The sequence below is a fragment of the Luteococcus sp. H101 genome, assembly GCF_038433155.1.
Classification (GTDB): Bacteria; Actinomycetota; Actinomycetes; order Propionibacteriales; family Propionibacteriaceae; genus Luteococcus.
In genome coordinates, this window is the sequence record NZ_JBCDMW010000021.1 from 1 (window position 1) to 16,842 (window position 16,842).

Annotated in this window: 16 protein-coding genes; 11 read left to right on the top strand and 5 right to left on the bottom strand. The window is 64.7% G+C overall.

Features of this window, described 5'->3' with window-relative positions; genetic code table 11:
• Positions 1–79: 79 nt before the first annotated feature.
• The 3 genes from AAEX60_RS08225 to mce all read right to left on the bottom strand — a co-directional run bounded on the left by AAEX60_RS08225 (position 80) and on the right by mce (position 4,111).
• Positions 80–1,915 carry a calcineurin-like phosphoesterase family protein gene (locus AAEX60_RS08225; RefSeq protein WP_342102560.1) on the bottom strand — a complete coding sequence of 612 codons (1,836 nt, stop codon included), beginning with the start codon at positions 1,913–1,915 and terminating at the stop codon, positions 80–82.
• 193 nt (positions 1,916–2,108) lie between these two features.
• Positions 2,109–3,533: a DivIVA domain-containing protein gene (locus AAEX60_RS08230; RefSeq protein WP_342102562.1), complete on the bottom strand. Its 1,425-nt coding sequence runs from the start codon at positions 3,531–3,533 to the stop codon at positions 2,109–2,111.
• 119 nt (positions 3,534–3,652) lie between these two features.
• Positions 3,653–4,111, bottom strand: coding sequence for a methylmalonyl-CoA epimerase (gene mce, locus AAEX60_RS08235; protein ID WP_342102563.1), 459 nt, complete (start codon positions 4,109–4,111; stop codon positions 3,653–3,655).
• Positions 4,112–4,336: 225 nt separating this feature from the next.
• Between mce and AAEX60_RS08240 the strand changes: the two genes are divergently transcribed.
• Genes AAEX60_RS08240 through AAEX60_RS08250 form a run of 3 tightly spaced genes read left to right on the top strand, consistent with a single transcriptional unit; the run spans position 4,337 to position 6,672 of the window.
• Positions 4,337–4,486, top strand: coding sequence for a hypothetical protein (locus AAEX60_RS08240; RefSeq protein WP_170165175.1), 150 nt, complete (start codon positions 4,337–4,339; stop codon positions 4,484–4,486).
• A gap of 24 nt (positions 4,487–4,510) precedes the next feature.
• Entirely contained in the window at positions 4,511–5,086 is a 576-nt protein-coding gene (locus AAEX60_RS08245; protein ID WP_342102564.1) for a PH domain-containing protein, read from the top strand.
• Positions 5,086–6,672 carry an NAD-binding protein gene (locus AAEX60_RS08250; protein WP_342102565.1) on the top strand — a complete coding sequence of 529 codons (1,587 nt, stop codon included), beginning with the start codon at positions 5,086–5,088 and terminating at the stop codon, positions 6,670–6,672. Before AAEX60_RS08245 ends, AAEX60_RS08250 begins: the two co-directional genes overlap by 1 nt.
• A 12-nt stretch (positions 6,673–6,684) precedes the next feature.
• On the opposite strand, the gene pgm is transcribed toward AAEX60_RS08250, so the two are convergent.
• Entirely contained in the window at positions 6,685–8,319 is a 1,635-nt protein-coding gene (gene pgm / locus AAEX60_RS08255; RefSeq protein ID WP_342102566.1) for a phosphoglucomutase (alpha-D-glucose-1,6-bisphosphate-dependent), read from the bottom strand.
• Positions 8,320–8,366: 47 nt separating this feature from the next.
• Between pgm and AAEX60_RS08260 the strand changes: the two genes are divergently transcribed.
• Positions 8,367–9,308, top strand: coding sequence for a tetratricopeptide repeat protein (locus AAEX60_RS08260; protein ID WP_342102567.1), 942 nt, complete (start codon positions 8,367–8,369; stop codon positions 9,306–9,308).
• 313 nt (positions 9,309–9,621) lie between these two features.
• On the opposite strand, the gene AAEX60_RS08265 is transcribed toward AAEX60_RS08260, so the two are convergent.
• Positions 9,622–10,392: a GntR family transcriptional regulator gene (locus tag AAEX60_RS08265; RefSeq protein ID WP_342102568.1), complete on the bottom strand. Its 771-nt coding sequence runs from the start codon at positions 10,390–10,392 to the stop codon at positions 9,622–9,624.
• Between the two features lie 405 nt (positions 10,393–10,797).
• Between AAEX60_RS08265 and AAEX60_RS08270 the strand changes: the two genes are divergently transcribed.
• From AAEX60_RS08270 to AAEX60_RS08300, 7 genes are all read left to right on the top strand, one after another.
• Positions 10,798–11,667 (top strand): class II aldolase, encoded by an 870-nt coding sequence (locus tag AAEX60_RS08270; RefSeq protein WP_342102569.1) that lies wholly within the window; start codon positions 10,798–10,800, stop codon positions 11,665–11,667.
• Between the two features lie 86 nt (positions 11,668–11,753).
• Positions 11,754–12,164: a PTS sugar transporter subunit IIA gene (locus AAEX60_RS08275; RefSeq protein ID WP_342102571.1), complete on the top strand. Its 411-nt coding sequence runs from the start codon at positions 11,754–11,756 to the stop codon at positions 12,162–12,164.
• A 4-nt stretch (positions 12,165–12,168) separates the two neighbouring features.
• The gene (locus AAEX60_RS08280; RefSeq protein WP_342102572.1) at positions 12,169–12,660 is read left to right on the top strand and encodes a PTS sugar transporter subunit IIB; all 492 of its coding nucleotides are present in this window, start codon (positions 12,169–12,171) and stop codon (positions 12,658–12,660) included.
• Complete coding sequence (locus AAEX60_RS08285) at positions 12,657–13,409, top strand: PTS mannose/fructose/sorbose/N-acetylgalactosamine transporter subunit IIC (RefSeq protein WP_342102573.1); 753 nt, start codon at positions 12,657–12,659, stop codon at positions 13,407–13,409. The genes AAEX60_RS08280 and AAEX60_RS08285 overlap by 4 nt, the downstream gene beginning before the upstream one ends.
• Complete coding sequence (locus AAEX60_RS08290; protein ID WP_342102575.1) at positions 13,402–14,262, top strand: PTS system mannose/fructose/sorbose family transporter subunit IID; 861 nt, start codon at positions 13,402–13,404, stop codon at positions 14,260–14,262. Before AAEX60_RS08285 ends, AAEX60_RS08290 begins: the two co-directional genes overlap by 8 nt.
• A 26-nt stretch (positions 14,263–14,288) precedes the next feature.
• Positions 14,289–15,332, top strand: a complete 1,044-nt coding sequence (locus AAEX60_RS08295) for an alcohol dehydrogenase catalytic domain-containing protein (protein ID WP_342102579.1) — start codon at positions 14,289–14,291, stop codon at positions 15,330–15,332.
• Positions 15,333–15,351: 19 nt separating this feature from the next.
• Entirely contained in the window at positions 15,352–16,827 is a 1,476-nt protein-coding gene (locus tag AAEX60_RS08300; protein ID WP_342102582.1) for a xylulokinase, read from the top strand.
• The last annotated feature ends 15 nt before the right edge of the window (positions 16,828–16,842 follow it).

Below are 16,842 nucleotides of genomic sequence, written 5' to 3' on the forward strand. Positions count from 1 at the left end.
GTCTGTTTGCTTTTTGGGGAGGGTGGTGGGTCACCCCCCCTTTTTTCCCCCCCCCGCTTCCATCGGGGGTGGGTCAGGCTCACGCCTTGGTCTTGGGGGCGGGCCGCTCGTCGACCACCACGATCCGGGTGGTCTTGGTGAAGCTGCGGCCGTACTCGTCCGTGGCGGTCACCCTGGCGGTGTGGGTGCCATTGGACAGCTTGGCATCCAGCGGGAGGCGCCAGATGTTGGAGCCGGACTGGGGCACATTGCCGCTGGTCATGAGGCTTCGGGTGGCCGCGTACGGGTCGGAGAACTCCCAGCCCTGGTTGAGGGCCTCACCCTTGTTCGGCTGGGTGTGCTTGGCCATCCGGGCCTTGCCGCCGTCGATCGAGACCTCCACCCGGGCCTTCTCGGAGCCGGCGTAGAAGTGGCTGGTCAGATAGCTCTGACCACCGGCCAGCTCGGCCCGGGTCACCATCATCTCCTCGCCCAGATACGGCATCTGGCCCTGCTTCTTGGCCTTCTGCCACGCCTGCGCCTTGGCCGCCCAGTCCCGCCAGTGCGGGGTGTTGAGCCCCAGGGCCAGCTGCTCCTGGTTGCTTTCGCCGCGCACGGTGTAGCGCTCCATCAGCTTGTTGCCCTTGAGGTTCAGCGTCATCACACCGGGGCGGGAGCCATCCGGGGCGAAGGCGTAGGGCAGGCCGTTCTCATCCAGCCCGCCGCCGTACCAGCCGCCGGAGACGGCCCCGGCGATCAGCTGGGTCACCGGCAGCACCGGGACACCATCCTTGGCCCACTCGGGCCGGGTGCCACCGGCGTTGAGGTGCTCCAGGGTGTGGGTGTGGCCGCCGACGGTCACCACGTCGCGCCCGGCCAACACCTTGTACAGTTCCGCGGCATTGTCCACGACAACGAAGCGGTGGTCCACGATCGGGGCGTGGGTGGCCACGACGATCTTCTTGTTGGCCGGCACATTGGCCAGGTCCGCCTTCAGCCAGTCCAGCTGCTCCTGGCTGATCTTCTCCAGGTACTTCGCCTTGCTGCCGGACTTGTTGGGGTACTCGATGCTGTCCAGCACCACGAAGTGGGCCTGGCCGACGTCGTAGGAGAAGTAGGACGGGCCGAAGTTCTCCCGGAAGGTGTCATTGGCGTGCTCGTCGCTGGTGGCGTCGTAGTCCATGTCATGGTTGCCCATGGCCGCGCGGATCGGGCCGTTGACCTGGGAGTAGATGTCCTTGAGCTTCGGGTAGAGGCTCAGGTCGTCGCCCACATTGTCACCCAGCATCAGGATGCCGCAGCCGGCGTAGTCCTCGCGCTCGGTCAGGTCCTTGACCGCACCGTTGCGGGCGTAGCCCACCTGGGTGTCGTCGTAGACCTGGGTGTCCGAGGCGATCGGGCAGCTCTGGTTGGTCTTCTTGGTGGCCTTGGAGGCGGCCAGCGGGAAGTTGACCGCCTTGGGCAGGTCACCCGTCGGCTGCAGACCGCCGTACTTCAGGTGGGTGGAGCCCTGCGGCAGGTGGGTGTAGTGGAACTGGGCAATCATGTTCTCGTCCACGGGCACCTGCCAGCCGGCCGGCTGGGTGACGAAGACGGTCATGTTCTCGAAGGCGGGCAGGCGGTAGCGGCCCTTGGCGTCGGTGGTGACCACCTGGCGGCCGTTGGAGACGGTCACGCCGGCGATGCCCTTCTCATTGCGGTCCTGGACGGAGTCCTTGTCCCGGTCGTCGAAGACGGTGCCGCGCAGCACCTTGGGGTTGGCGGCCTTGCCGCGGACAACCTGGACGTGGCCGCGGTAGGCGTCGGTGGTGGTGGCGGAGCGGGGGCCCTTGGGGGCGGCGTCGGCGGGCGTGATGGCCAGGCCGGAGAGGCTCAGGGTGGTCACCAGGCCGAGGCTGGCGGCCAGCCCGCGGCGCACGGAGGGGTTCTGCAACATGTCCGGAATCTCCTTGTGGGGTTGGGTTTCCTGGCCATGAAGCTAGTGACGTCAGATGGCCTGACCATGACCTTGCGGTGACATCCTCGCCAACCCAAATCCCTTGTGTGCAAGGAAAGTTGAACCCTGTGTGAACGTGCCGGCCCATCCCTTGACCAACCTGAAACGGACCTGAAAGGCTCCGCCCGGCCGGTCAGCGAGGGGCGTCGGGGCGGTCCAGCACCGTGGTCTGCTCGTCATCGGAGCTGTCCTGGGTCCCCAGGTCCAGCACATCGGTCCGCTCGGTGGCGTCCGAGAGCTTGGTGGTCGACGCCTCATGGAAGACCTGGGTGTGGTCCACCTGCTCCACCGTGGTGGGCTCGTCGTGGTCCGGCTGGGGCTGGGCGCTGAGGTTCTTGCGCCAGGCCGCATTCTGGTCATCTCGGGGGTCCGAGGTGCCCAGCGGATCATCGTCGGGGTAGTCCAGCGGGGCCTCACCGGCCAGCTGGCGCAGGTTGGACAGCTGGGCCACGATCGATCCCTTGCGGGTGAGCAGGGCCGCCACCTCGCGCTCCAGCTGCTCCTTGCGCCAGGCGTACTGCTCCTCCAGCCGGTCCTTCATCATGGCGGCCTGCCGATGGGCGGCCGCGATGGTGCCCTCCGCCTCCCGGGCGGCCTCGGTCTTGGTGCGCTCCGCCTCGGCCAGGGCCTGGTTGCGCAGCTCGACGGCCTTGGCGGTCTCCTCGTCCAACAGGGCCGAGGACTCCTCGTGGTGCCGGGTGGCCTCGCTCAGCAGGGCAGCGGTGCGCTCGGTGACGTCGGTGTGCCGGGCCTGGGCATCGCTCACCAGCTGCTCGGCCTGGTCACTGGCCTGCTGGCGCGTCTGGGCGGCCTGGCGCTCCGCCTCGGCCACCAGCTGGGCCGCCTGGGCCTTGGCTTGGGCGACGATCTCGGCCGCGGTGCTGGTGGCCTCGGCCAGGGTCTGCTCGGCCCGGGAACCGGCCTCGGCCGCGGTCTGGTCCGCCGCCCGACGAGCCTCGGCGGACAGCCGGGTGGCCTCCACCTCGGCGGCGTGGGTGGTGCCCGCCCCCTTCTGCGTGGCCTCGGTCAGGATGGCGGTGGCCTGGCGCTGCGCGGCGGACACCAGGGAGGCGGCCTCGGTGCGGGCCTTGCCGATGGTCTCAGTGGCATCCCGCTCGTGCTGCTCGCGCAACTGGCGCAGATTGGCCAGCCCGGCCACCCGGATGTCGTCGGCCTCGGCCTGGGCATTGGCACGCAGGTCCGCGGCCACGCGCCGGCCCTCCTCCTTGATCCGCTCGGCCTCCAGTTCCGAGCGGTGCACCAGGTCCTTGCCCTGGGCCTCGGCGGCCCGCAGGATGCCGGTGGCGTGGCTGCCCAACTTGCTGAAGTCGGTGCCGGTGGCGCGCTGGGAGGAGGCCAGTTCCCGCCGCAGGTGCCGGGTGAGCTGCTTCAGGGAGGAGAGCTGGAGTTCGATCTCCCGGACATAGTTGTCCACCGAGGCGCGGTCATAACCCATCATCGCCTTGGGGAAGGAGCCAGCCACCGAGGCCGAGTCGTCAAACAGGTTGAGACCGGTCTCCTCGCTGTTGACGTCGTCTTCCGGGTTGTACTCGCTCACGGCAGATCCTCTCCCCGGGGCCGGGCGCCCCACCCGCCAAGGTTATCGAATGCCCTCACAAAGCCGGCAGCGGCGCCGTTTCCGTGGAAACGACGCCGCCGTCGGATTGGTGCTGGGGCTCAGTGCTCGGCGTTGGCCGGGGGCTGGGTCAGCTCCAGCAGGACGCCGCCGGCATCCTTCGGGTGCACGAAGTTGATCCGGGCGCCGCCGGTGCCGGTCTTGGGCTCGGGGTAGAGCAGGCGCAGGCCACGCTCGCGCAGGGTGGCGCAGACGGCGTCGATGTCGGCGACGCGGTAGCACAGCTGCTGCATGCCGGGGCCGCCATTGCGGGTCAGCCACTTGGCGATGGTGGAGTCGTCGTTCAGCGGCGCCAGCAGCTGGATCTGGGCGCTCTCGGGCTCCTGGGTCCCGGTGCCGAGCATCGCCTCGGCGACGCCCTGCTCCTCGTTGACCTCCTGGTGCAGCACCCGGAAGCCGAACTTCTCGGTGTGGAACTTGATGGCCTCGTCGATGTCCGCGACGGCCAGGCCGACGTGGTCGATGCAGATGAAAAGATCGCTGTTGTCCATGGCTCCCATGCTTCCACAAGCGGGTGCGGCAGGGAACGGCGGGGCGGGGCCAATCCGGTTCCGGGCAGCCGGCCGTCGGCATCAAGTGATCCTGCAGACTTCCGCGTGGTCGATGCGCCAGATGGGCCGTGGTGCGGCATAGTTGACTCGACTGGATGCTGGCCGTGCCCGCGTCCGGGCCGCGACAACTTCCCCAAAGGACCCGCGGGTTCACCAGCAACTAGGAGACACGCCATGCCCGAGTGGGCCAAGAAGATCCTGTGGACGCTCGTCATCGCCTTCATCATCTACTACATCGCCACCCAGCCGGAGGAGTTCGCGGCCGGTGTGAAGTCGGTGGTCGAGGCCATCGGACGGCTGTTCAGCGCCCTGGCCGGCAACTGAGCGTGCGCAGCTGGCGGTGACGCGGTGAGCTTCTTCTCGCGTTTCCTGGCGCCCGAGGTCGACCGCCACCTGCTGGTTGACCAGGGCGAATTCATCATCGACGAGGTGGCGAAACACTGGGTCACGGTGGTGCTGCCTGCCCTGGGCATCATCGGCTGCGCCGTGATCTTCTGGATCATGCCCTGGCTCGGCACCTTCTGGTGGGTGGCCCTGGTGCTGGGGCTGGTCCTGTTCGGCTACTGCATGTTGTTGATCCACATGCAGTTCATGGACCGCTTCGTGATCACCAACATGCGGGTCTTCCGGGTGCACGGTGTGCTGGACCAGCACCTGGCCACCATGCCGATGACCCGCATTCTGGACATCTCGGTCTCCCAACCGCTGTTGGGCCGGCTGCTCGGCTTCGGCCACTTCGTCTTCGAGTCCGCCGCGCAGGACCAGGGCCTGCGCGACATCACCTTCGTCGCGCGTCCCGAACAGCGGGACCTGACCATCCAGCGAGTGATCACCCGCGCCGGTCTTCGGGCCCAGCTGAAGGCCGCCGAGTTCGACGACGAGCTGGACTTCGAGGACGACTACGACGACGAGTACGACGACTGATGGCCACCCTGGTGGTGGGCGCCAGTTCCACCAGCATCCGGTTGGCCGACGAGCTGTGCGCCGGCGGGGAACACGCGCGCGCGCTGGTGCTGCCCGGCCAACCCGAATGGATGGTCGAGGAGCTGCGCCAGGCCGGCGCTGCCGTGATCGTCGTCGACCAGATCCGGGAACACGCCCTGGCCGAGGCCGGGATCGACCAGATGCAGGCCGTGGTGGTGCTGGGCCTGGACGAGATGACCACCGTGCGGGTGGCACTGATGGTGGAGGAGCTCAACCCCGAGGCCCGGATTGTGCTGGAGCTGGACAATCCGGCCTTCGGCCGACGCCTGGAGCCCCTGCTGGGTTCCTGCACCGTGCTGTCCGCCGCGGCCCTGGCCGCCCCCTCCTTCGTCGCGGCGGCCTTCCCCGGGGGCCTGGCCCAGCCGGTGATGATCGGTGGACGTCAGCTCTCGGCCGGCCGCGTCAGCCGGGTGGGTGGCGAGCTGGTGGCGACCCTGGGGGAGGTGCGCAGCGACGAGGACGACACGGTGCTGCAGGGCGAGGGGAATGTGGTGCTGGGCACCCGGGTGATCTCCACCGGGCCGCGCGCCCGACAACGGGGCTGGTGGGGCGCCCTGGTGGCGCTCTTCGACCGGCGGCTGCGCTGGGTGGTGGCCACCCTGGTGGCCCTGGTGATTGCCTCGACGGTCTTCTTCCACGAGGTGGCCCGCCTCGACTGGCTCACGTCGCTCTACGTCGCCCTGACTGCCTCCACCCTGACCGGGATGGGAGAGGACTTCTCCCAGCTGCCGATCGGCACCCGGCTGGTGGGGATCGTGATCCAGCTGGCCGGGGTGTTGATCACCTCCGGCATCACCGCCGTGATCACCGACGTGCTGATCAGCTCGCGGCTCTCGGCCCTGACCAGCGGGCTGCGCGGCCGGCCCCGCAGGCACTACGTGGTGGTTGGTCTGGGCCGGGTGGGCCTGCGGGTGGCCCGTGGCCTGAAGGAGCGGGGCCTCAGTGTGGTGGCGATCGAGCAGAGCGAGGACGCCGTCGGGGTGCCGGCTGCGCGGGCCGCGCGGATCCCGGTGCTGATCGGGGACTCGGTGGACGACGACACGCTGCGCCGGGCGGGCGTCGAGCACGCCGACTGCCTGGTGACGGTCACCGACTCCGATGCCGCCAACCTGCAGATCGCGCTCAGCGCGCATGCGTTGAACCCGCAGGTGCGGGTGGTCACCCGGATGTTCGACGATGACCTGGCGGGGCGGGTGGAGCGCCAGCTGGGCACTGGACCGACGCGTTCGGTCTCCCGGCTGGCGGCCCCGGCCTTCGCGGCCGCGGCGCTGGGACGGCACAACGAGACCGTCGTTCCGGTGGGACGTCGGGTGGTGATCCTGGGCGAGATCGACGTCCAGCGGCCCACCACAGTGGGGGCCGTGACCAGCCCGGGCAACTGCCGGGTGCTGGCCGTACGCCCCAAGGGGAGCCCGCTGTGGACCTGGAAGCTGCACCCCGGTGATCGGCTGGAGCCGGGGGACCTGGTGGCGGTGGCCGCCAGCCGCGCCGGGATGGGCGCGGCTGGCAAGGCCCTCACCGTCTGAGGATCGCGCGGCTCAGGCGTTGAGCGCCGCGTTGACCACATCCTTGGCCTCGGCCTGGATGGCGGCCAGGTGCTCGGCCGACTTCAGGCTCTCCGCGTAGATCTTGTACTTGTCCTCGGTGCCAGACGGGCGGGCGGCGAACCAACCATTCTCGGTGGTGACCTTCACGCCGCCGATGGCCGCCCCATTGCCGGGCGCCTCGGTCAGGATGGCGGTGATGGGTTCGCCGGCCAGCTCGGTGGCGGTGATGTCGGCGGGGGACAGCGCCTTCAGCCGGGCCTTCTGCTCCCGGTCCGCATCCGCGTCGATCCGCGCGTAGTAGGACTTGCCGTACTTGGCCTCCAGCTCCGCGTAGTGCTGGCTGGGGCTCTTGCCGGTGACGGCCAGGATCTCCGAGGCCAGCAGGTCCAGGATGATGCCGTCCTTGTCGGTGGTCCAGGTCTGGCCGTCCAGGGTGAGGAAGCTGGCGCCGGCCGACTCCTCGCCGCCGAAGCCCATGTCACCGCTGATCAGGCCGGGCACGAACCACTTGAAGCCGACGGGAACTTCCACCAGCTCGCGGCCGATCTCGGCGGCCACCTTGTCGATCATCGAGCTGGAGACCAGGGTCTTGCCCACCCGGGCCTGCTCGCCCCAGCCGGGGCGGTGGGTGAACAGGTACCAGATGGCCACGGCCAGGTAGTGGTTCGGGTTCATCAGACCGGCGTCCGGGGTGACGATGCCGTGCCGGTCGGAGTCCGCGTCGTTGCCGGTGGAGATGTCGAACTTGTCCCGCTGGGCAATCAGGCTGGCCATCGCGTTGGGGGAGGAGCAGTCCATCCGGATCTTGCCGTCGGTGTCCAGGGTCATGAACCGCCAGGTGGGGTCCACCTGCGGGTTCACGACGGTCAGGTCCAGGCCGGACTTCTCGGACAGGTACTGCCAGTACTGCACGGCCGCGCCACCCATCGGGTCGGCGCCGATCCGCACGCCGGCCTTCTTGATCGCCTCCAGGTCGATCACATTGACCAGGTCCTCGCAGTAGGCGGTGCGGTAGTCGAACCGGGTCACCTGGGCTGCGGCCTGGTCATAGGCGACGCGCTGGATGCCCGACGGATCCCGCATCAGCTCATTGGCCCGGTCGGCGATCCAGCTGGTGGCGTCGGTGTCGGCCGGGCCGCCATTCGGCGGGTTGTACTTGAAGCCGCCGTCGCGGGGCGGGTTGTGGCTGGGGGTGACGACGATGCCGTCAGCCTGCGGCTGGCCCTCGTGGTCGCGGTTGTACGCGATGATCGCGCGGCTCACGGCCGGCGTGGGGGTGTACTCGTCCTCCTTCTCGGCCATCACGGCAACACCATTGGCGACGAGCACCTCGGTGGCGGTCTTCCAGGCGGGCAGGCTCAGGGCGTGGGTGTCCTTGCCGATGAACAGCGGGCCGGTGGTGCCCTGCTGGGCCCGGTACTCGACGATGGCCTGGGTGGTGGCCGCGATGTGCAGCTCGTTGAACTTGCCGTCCAGGCTGGAACCGCGGTGGCCGGAGGTGCCGAAGACCACCTGCTGGTCGACGTTGTCCACGTCAGGAGTGATGTCGTAGTAGGCCGACAGAACCTCGTCGACATTGATCAGGTCTTGTTCCTGGGCAACCTGCCCAGCGCGTTCGTGTGCCATGCCACCCATCTTGCCCGCATTTGAGCGGCTCGGGAAGAATGGGAGGCATGACTTCTCAGAGCTTCAACCGCCCCGGCGCCGTCGACCTGTCCTCACTGGTGGGAGCGGGGTCTGCCAGCAGCAATGCGGGTGCCGACTCCACCGGTGCTGCGGCCGGCAGCTATGTGCAGCAGGTGGGGGAGGCCGACTTCGACGCCGTGGTGCGCAAGTCCGCCAGCCACCCGGTGATCATGGAGCTCTACTCGCCCCGGGCCAATGCCCAGGAGCTGTCCGACGTGCTGATCGCTGCCGCCAACGCCGGCGCGGGCCGCTTCCTGCTGGCCCGGGTGAACATCGACGCGGAGCAGCGGATTGCCCAGGCGATGGGCGTGCAGGCCGTGCCCACCGTCGTGGCGATCATCGGTGGCCAGCTGGCGCCGCTCTTCCAGGGCACCAAGCCGGCCGAGGAGGTGCAGGCCTACCTGGACCAGGTGATGCAGGTGGCCGTCGCCAATGGCCTGACCGGCCGGGCCGAGCCGGTGGGTCCCGCCCAGTCGGCCGGCGATGACGCCGACGCGTCGGCAACCCCGGCCGTCGACCCGCGCTTCGCCGCCGCCGATGCCGCCCTGGAACAGGGGGACTATGCCACCGCCGTCCAGGAATTCCAGAAGGTGCTGGACCAGGCCCCGGCCGACCAGGAGGCCATCCAGGGACTGGCCCAGGCCAAGCTGCTGGAGCGCTCCACCCGCTTCGACCCGCAGGCCATCGTGACCGCCGCGAATGCCGAGCCGTCGAACTGGGATGCCCAGCTGGATGCCGCGGACCTGGAACTGATCAACGGTGACCCGGCCGCGGCCTTTGACCGCATCCTGCAGATGATCCGCCAGACCCGCGACGAGGACCGTGAGCGCGCCCGGTTGCGGCTGCTCGAGCTCTTCGACGTGGTGGGCAAGACCGACCAGGCCGTGCTCAAGGCCCGTCGCCAGCTCTCCACCGCGCTGTTCGCCTGATCCGATCATGCATCGCGACGCCAGCCGGTTGTCGACGCTGACGGTCCTGCTGTGCGCGTCTGGCTGTCGGGCTGCGGGCAGGGGAACGTCACCGGACCGGGAGCCGCCTTCCCGAGTCCAGCCCCACAGCGGACTGCGGTCATGCCGTCGCCCACGGGCTCACCGTCGGGACTTCGGATGGAGGCCCAGGTCGTAAGAGTGTGGCCTCCATCGTGTGGCACGGCCAGCACGGGGCAGTGCTCGCATGGTGGAGCGACGAGCCCCAAGTCACTACCAAATGACGCATGGGGTGGAGCTGAAAGCCCGAGGTGAGTCACGTGGCTGATACGTGGATCTCGAGGGGCACGACATGTGTGAGGACCCACGTCTCGTAGTAGTCAAATGCCTTACCGGCTTGGTCCCACGACACGGAGCGCACGCGCAGTACAGGGTCACCAGAAGCAATACCCAAGTGTTGGGCGACGCTCTCAGGCGCTCCCAGTGCCTCAAGAGAGCGACGAGCCTCGTAGGTGTTGAACCCCGCACGCTCCAGTGTGGCATTGACGGAGCCCGACCCATCCAGCACGTCGCCAGCCGCGGCAATCACTCGCCCCGCCTCGCCTGGGAACCAGTTGGTGCTGAAGAGCGCCCGCTGGCCGTGGATGTAGCGCTCGCGTTCGAGCGCGTACACCGTCTCGCCACGTCCGAGGTGCAAGGCTTCTGAGACGAACAGCGGTGGGATCACGAACTGTGAGCCCACGACCTGCGTCTTAACCTCGTGCTTTCCTTGGCGAATCTGCAACTCCAAGAACCCCTGAGGATCCTGGACTGTCCAACCGGACTGTTTATCAGGCGATGAGACATACACGCCGCGACCAGCGACACGTCGAACGAAGCCCTCCGACTCAAGACGCGACAGCGCTTGACGCACCGTCGCTCGCGACAGTCCGAACTGGCGGCACAGAGCCTGCTCGCTCGGTAGCCGTTCATCTGGGACCAATGCCTCGCCCAGAACCTGCTCGCGCAGGATTCGGTAGAGCTGTTCGTAGTACGGGACTTCCGACGTGCGATCGATGGACGGGTAGCCCGACACGATGTCTTCCACACAAGCAACCTTAGCGGTGACTGTCCATGAACTGTGGCGGCGCAGGCGCTGAGCTAGGCCGCGTGTGGCAAGTTGTACGTACAGTATTGACAGTCCATACCATAGGGCGTACGGTCAGTGAAGAGCGAAGGCGGGTTCACGGGCCGGAGAAGCCCGCCCCGCGTGAACGAAGAGGTTCATCAATGAAGCGTCCTGTGGGGGTCTGAACGCCGACCAGTAACCGCAGATCTGCTGTGCCACTAGATCGGGATGTGGGAAATTTCATAGCGGCGTCGCTTGGTGAGGCCCGCATTTAGCGAGTATTCGAGTACTTCTCCACATGACTTGCTGCTCGCAAGAGTGAAACACAACAACAAGAACCGGAGCATCGACAATAGGATGCTTGTAGTGAAAAGAGATGATGCAATGCCTCTCGTCAATGGATTCCTGCTGCTGGACATGATCAAACGGAGGAAGCTGTGCGCAGGAGCCTTCAATACCACCAACATCGAGAGCACCGTGGGGATCCTCCGGGCGATCGAAGAGTCAGGAGTTCCAACATTTGTCCAAGTTGCACCAACGAACATGAAAATGGCGGACAGTGCCTTCTTCGTTGAAATGGTGGGGCGATATGCAAAGAACATGGACACTCCTGTTGCGCTCCACCTGGATCACGCGAAGGACTTGGGGTCGCTGAAGGCAGCCGCGCGATCAGGTTTCACGTCAGTGATGATTGACGGAGCCGCCTTCGACTTTGAAGAGAACATCGAATTCACCAAGGCTGCAGTGGACTTTTGCGCGGCCTACCAGATTCCGGTGGAGGCTGAGCTGGGTGCCATTGAGGGCAAGGAAGATGACCACGTCAGCCACTCGAACGCAACGACTGACCCCAACCAGGTTGCAGAGTTCGTGGAGCGAACCGGTTGCCACACCCTTGCGATCTCGGTGGGTAACGTCCACGGGCTCGAGGCGACACCGAAACTCGACTTCGAATTGCTAGAGACGATCAGCCAGAACTCGCCGGTGCCGCTGGTCATCCACGGTGGTTCCGGTATTCCGGCTGCAGACATCAGGCGAATTGTGGACCGCAACGTGGTCAAGCTGAACATTGCAGGCGACCTGCGGCGGGCATACATCCGCAGTGTCGGGGAGGCGTACGCGGCCAACAACAATGAGCACAACCTGATCCGCGTGCTCGAGGAAGCAGCGGACTCCGTGTACCAGGTCGTGCGCGAAAAGATTCAGGTCTTGAGCTCCACCGCCACCGGTGTCGAGGCCAGTAGCAAGGATGAATGAGGGCCAAAGTCGACCCGATTGCCCAGATGATGTTGCAAGACATGACTGTATGGATCCATACAGAAGACTGAGAGGAGTGCCTGCAAATGCAGATTATTGTCCTGTCGCATGGGCCAATGGCGGAGGGAATGGTTCAGAGCGCAACGATGATCATCGGGCCGCGGCAGAATGTGACTTCCCTCACGCTAAAGCGCGAGGATGAAATCGGATATTTCAAGGACCGACTTCGAGCGATGTTGGATTCATTCGGCGACGAGGAAGTCATCTGTCTGACGGACCTGCTCCACGGTAGTCCCTTCAATGCAGTCGTCAGCCAAATGGGAGACTTTCCGGTTGCCCACCTCACTGGCGCCAATCTCGCAATGGTGATCCAGGCATGCATCAGGTCCAAGACCAAGAACATGACGGCCCGCAAATTGTGCGCTGAACTGGCCGAGCTCCGCTCGACGAGCGTAGTGGACGTCAATTCGCTTTTCGAGAACGACACGGAGGAGTAAGAAAATGAAGAACATCGTATTCGCGCGCGTTGATGACCGTCTCATCCACGGTGAGGTGGTGACGGCATGGGTGCCGACCCACCGCATCAATCACATCATCATCGTGGACGAGGAAACGGCATCGGACCCATTTCAGAAGCGCATCCTCAAGGCACTCTCGCCCACGGGAGTACAGGTGGATGCGTACACGGTGACCGAAGCCACGAGCGTGTTGCAGAAGGACTTCAATGAACGTGAACGGGTCCTGCTGCTGGCCAAGTCGCCGATTGCCTACTCGCAACTGTTCAAGTCCGGTGTTGACCTGCGGGAGGTGAATCTCGGCGGCATGGGCATCAGGGGCGAACGGAAGACGTTCGTGAAGAACGTTGCCTGCGATCCGAATGAGATCACTGCCATCCAGGAGCTCTTCGATGCCGGGGTGAACGTCTACTACCAGCTTGTTCCCGAACAGCGCATCATCGAGGTGCGCGACTTGGTGGATCGGCCTGCGCGATGACGATCCTCCAAGCAATCCTGTGCGGTGCCGTCTACTGGCTGGCAATCGGAAACCTTCCCTTCGTGGGTCTGTGGTCACTGCAGCGGCCGCTCGTCTGTGGTCTCGTGACGGGCATGATCCTCGGTGACCCGCTGAAGGGCGCGATGGTTGGTGCCACGATCAACCTCCTCTACCTGGGCTTCATCTCGGCCGGCGGAAGCATGCCCGCCGACATGGCCTTGGCGGGAATCCTGGGCTCGGCATACGCCATCACTGGCGGCCTCGACGCCAAGACGGCACTGTCCGTTGCCGTTCCGATTGGTCTTCTTGGCACGATCGTGTGGTACGTCCGAATGACCTTCGGTTCGGTGTTCGTGCACATGGCAGATCGGTACATCGACAAGGGTGAGTACCACAAGATTTGGCGAGCAAATGTGCTGTTCCCGCAAATGATGACCGCGGCCATCACCCTCATCCCCTGCGGTCTGGCGGCTTATTTCGGGGCTGCCTACATCCGGGGATTCATCGATGCCCTGAGTGGCAGGGCGCTCACCGTGTTCCGCGTCATCGGAGGCATGCTTCCTGCTCTCGGTATTGCCATCACGTTGACGTACATCTTCAAGGGCCAGGCGCGGATCTTCCTGTTTGCTGGATTCCTGCTGGCGGTGTACTCCAAGCTGCCCCTGTTGCCATTGGGTGTCATTGCCTTGGTGACTGCCATCATCTACGTTCAAATCAGTGAAAAGGCTGAGGAGCCGATCTATGACTGAAATCGCAGCGGCTGTGGACGGGGCCGTTGAATCCACACCGATCCGGAAGCGTGATCTTGTACATGCGTGGCTGATTTGGGAGAATTTCCCACAGACTTGCTACAACTACGAGCGGATGATGGGACAGGCTGTCGCTCATACCTTCGTGCCGATTGCGCGTCGCTTGTACAAGAACTCTCCTGATGAGAAGAAGGAGATGATGAAGCGTGAGAGCGAATTCTTCAACGTGCACATCGAGTTCGGTGCTTGCATCCTCGGGTTGGCGATCGCGCTCGAAGAACAGAAGGCCATGGGGAAGCCGGTTCCAGGGGCGCTCATCACCAGCCTTAAGACATCGCTGATGGGCCCACTCTCCGGAATTGGTGACACGATCTTCCAGGGTGTCCTGATCCCGATCTTATTGGCAATCTGCATCGACATCACGCAGACTGGGTCGATCTGGGGCTCTGTGACGTATGCAGTGGCGATCATCGCAATTGCGTTTGGCCTGAGCTACGCCAACTTCATGTTTGGCTATCGCGCCGGCGCAGAGCGGGTCATGGAGTTCTTGGAGCGAGGGCTGCTCGACAAGATCCTGCGCGGCGCCGAAATCATGGGATGCATGGTCATGGGTGGCCTCATCTCAAACTTCGTCTTCATCGAGACCCCGCTTAAGATCACCAGCTCGACCAAGACGTTCGAGATCCAGACGCAGCTGCTTGACGCGATCATGCCGAAGGTACTGCCGCTCGCCTTCACAATGTTCGTCTACTGGCTGATCAAGAAGAAGGTCTCTTCGGTGAAAATCATCCTTCTGATCGTTGCCATTGGTGTGGTTCTCGGCGTCCTGGGAATCCTGGGCGCGACGGCGTAGTGCAACCGAGTTTCTAGGAGGAGATCATGAGGGCCATCGTGGAATATGGCAACCGTAGGCTGAACCTGGAGGACCTGCCGACCCCGCAGATCAAGGAGGACGAGGTACTGTTCCAGGTGAAGATGGCGGGGCTGTGCATGAATGACACGAGAGATTACGTGGGTCAGAGTGTCTATACCTATCCTCGTGTCGGCGGCCACGAGTTCAGTGGCGTCATTGCAGAGGTGGGCGCGGCGGTTGATCCCTCGCGCTTCTCGGTGGGAGATCACGTCGTCCGCTACATCATTCCGAATTGCGGTGAGTGCCACTACTGCCACACGGGTCGAGCGAACCTGTGTTCCGACATCTACCAGAGCACGACCTTCCAGAATCCGGAGGGCATCTCGGGATTCTTTGGCTTCTCGGAGTTCCTCGCTGTGAAGGCGTGCGAGCTGGTGAAGTTCCCCGAAGGTGTCGAATTCACGACAAGTGCCATGACCGAGCCGGTGGCCTGCGTCGTCCACAGTGTCCAGCACGCCGGCATCGAGCTCGGCGACACGGTGCTCGTCATCGGCGGCGGCGTCATGGGGCAGCTACACCTGCTCTTGGCCAAGCTGCGTGGAGCGAGGGTGCTGGTCAGTGAGCCCGATGAGGCTCGGCGGAACCTTGCCACGAGGCTTGGGGCGGATGGTGCGCTTGACCCCCGCAGCGGGGATCTGCCCGAGTGCATCATCGCTCTGACCGATGGGCGGGGCGCCGACATCGTGTTCAACACCACTGCCTCGCCCCAAGTGGCGGGCGAGGCACTCGCCTGCGCGGGCCGCGGTGGGAAGACGTACATGTTCAGCTCGCTCCATCCCAACGCGCCGATCCCGATTGACGTGGGCGCGATCCACTCCCGTGAGACCGTCATCGCGGGAACTGTGAGTCCGACTGTCGAGAGCTTCTCCCGAGCCGTGCTTCTTCTCGCCCATGGCCTGCTGGATGTGCACCCGCTCATCGATTCTGTGTTCCCGCTGGAGGAGGCGTGCGAGGCGTTCGAACACGCGTTGCAGCCCGCCACCTTCAAGACCATGATCGACTTCTCGTGAGGGTCGAGGTGTTGGAGAGATGAGCCAGCTTGGAGCATTGCACATCGGTGTTGATGTCGGCACCTCTTCGATCAAGTTCCTGGTGATGAACGAGTCGCTCGAGACCTTGGACGAATGCTCCGTGCCCTATGAATCAGACTCTCCTGCAGCTGGGTGGAATGAGATCGACCCCCGGGTGTGGAGCGAGATCGTCCTCGGCCACCTTACCGAGGTGTGTGATCGCTTTAGGGGGGCCGAGATCGCTGGGATCGGTGTCACAGGGCAGATGCACACCACCGTCTTTCTGGATGCCCAGGGCACGCCGGTACGTCCCGCAATTCTCTGGACGGACCGGCGTGCTGATGATCTGGTGCCGCAGTTGGCTTCGCGCCTGTCTGAGCACTCCGCCCGGAACGCGAGAATCGTCGCCAGTGGCTGCATGTTGGCGAGTATCGCCTGGTTGCGGCGAAACGAGCCGGAGGTGTTTGAGCAGGTTGCCTGGGTCATGACGCCGAAGGATTATGTTGTCTGGTCATTGACTGGCGAGGTTACGACGGATCACTCTGACGCCTCGACGTCGTGCATGTACGACTGGGAAGGGGAGGACTGGTCTGGCCCGGTGCTCGAAGACATTGACCTACCGGCAAGGCTGCTTCCGCCAATTCGCTCTTCTGCTGCGTACGCTGGAACGCTCTCAAGCGACACGCAGCGGCGGATCGGTGCCGAGTCGGCGATTCCGGTGGTTGCAGGCGCTGGCGACAATGTGGCGTCAGCGTTGGCCTGTGGCGCGTTTTCGAGCGATAGCCCCGTGCTCTCGATCGGTACGTCGGCAGTTGTCATCGTGCCGAGCATGGCAGGGAACCTGAAGGGCATCGGCAAGAATGTCAGGAGCAGTATCGTCCCTGGCGACAGCGCGATGATCTGTCAAGGGAGTGTTGGAGCCGGCGGCAAGAGCCTCAGTTGGTTTGTTGACGGGATCTTGGGGGCTTCCAGCTACTCCGAGATTGAGAACAGTGTCCAGTTGGATGGCCTGGGCGTTGGTCAGGTCCTGTTCTTTCCGCACTTGAATGGGGAAAAGATTGTCTATCGCGATCCCGGCCTTCGTGGCGCATTCTATGGCTTGGGGCTGGATACAACCCGAGCCGACATGTACCAAGGCGTCCAGGAGGGTGTTGGCTACGCGCTGCGTGCCCTCTATGACCGCATCCGCAATGCGGATGAGCCGCCCTTCATAACCCTTGTGGGGGGTGGCTCCAAGAGCCGTCTGTGGCCGATGATGTTGGCGAACATCTTCAATCGTCCGATTCGAGTCTTCGAGAACTCCCATGACGCTGTTCGCGGGGCGGCCCTGTTGTCGATGATTGCCGCGGGAGTCACCGTGCGCGTTGATGAGGACTACTCGTTGGTCGAACCCGAGCAGGAGTTGGTCACTCGGTACCGCTGTCGCTACGAGGAGTACTCGCAGTTTGGCGACAGCCTGTTCGAGTTTCTGCAGGGTATGGATGCGCGCACATAGGGGCCTGCCCCTATT

Coding starts and splice junctions, on each gene's coding strand:
- AAEX60_RS08270 (WP_342102569.1), top strand. CDS start 10,798: ATGCCTCTCGTCAATGGATTCCTGCTGCTGGACATGATCAAACGGAGG.
- AAEX60_RS08300 (WP_342102582.1), top strand. CDS start 15,352: ATGAGCCAGCTTGGAGCATTGCACATCGGTGTTGATGTCGGCACCTCT.
- AAEX60_RS08260 (WP_342102567.1), top strand. CDS start 8,367: ATGACTTCTCAGAGCTTCAACCGCCCCGGCGCCGTCGACCTGTCCTCA.
- AAEX60_RS08275 (WP_342102571.1), top strand. CDS start 11,754: ATGCAGATTATTGTCCTGTCGCATGGGCCAATGGCGGAGGGAATGGTT.
- AAEX60_RS08250 (WP_342102565.1), top strand. CDS start 5,086: ATGGCCACCCTGGTGGTGGGCGCCAGTTCCACCAGCATCCGGTTGGCC.
- mce (WP_342102563.1), bottom strand. CDS start 4,111: ATGGGAGCCATGGACAACAGCGATCTTTTCATCTGCATCGACCACGTC.
- AAEX60_RS08295 (WP_342102579.1), top strand. CDS start 14,289: ATGAGGGCCATCGTGGAATATGGCAACCGTAGGCTGAACCTGGAGGAC.
- pgm (WP_342102566.1), bottom strand. CDS start 8,319: ATGGCACACGAACGCGCTGGGCAGGTTGCCCAGGAACAAGACCTGATC.
- AAEX60_RS08240 (WP_170165175.1), top strand. CDS start 4,337: ATGCCCGAGTGGGCCAAGAAGATCCTGTGGACGCTCGTCATCGCCTTC.
- AAEX60_RS08225 (WP_342102560.1), bottom strand. CDS start 1,915: ATGTTGCAGAACCCCTCCGTGCGCCGCGGGCTGGCCGCCAGCCTCGGC.
- AAEX60_RS08290 (WP_342102575.1), top strand. CDS start 13,402: ATGACTGAAATCGCAGCGGCTGTGGACGGGGCCGTTGAATCCACACCG.
- AAEX60_RS08280 (WP_342102572.1), top strand. CDS start 12,169: ATGAAGAACATCGTATTCGCGCGCGTTGATGACCGTCTCATCCACGGT.
- AAEX60_RS08285 (WP_342102573.1), top strand. CDS start 12,657: ATGACGATCCTCCAAGCAATCCTGTGCGGTGCCGTCTACTGGCTGGCA.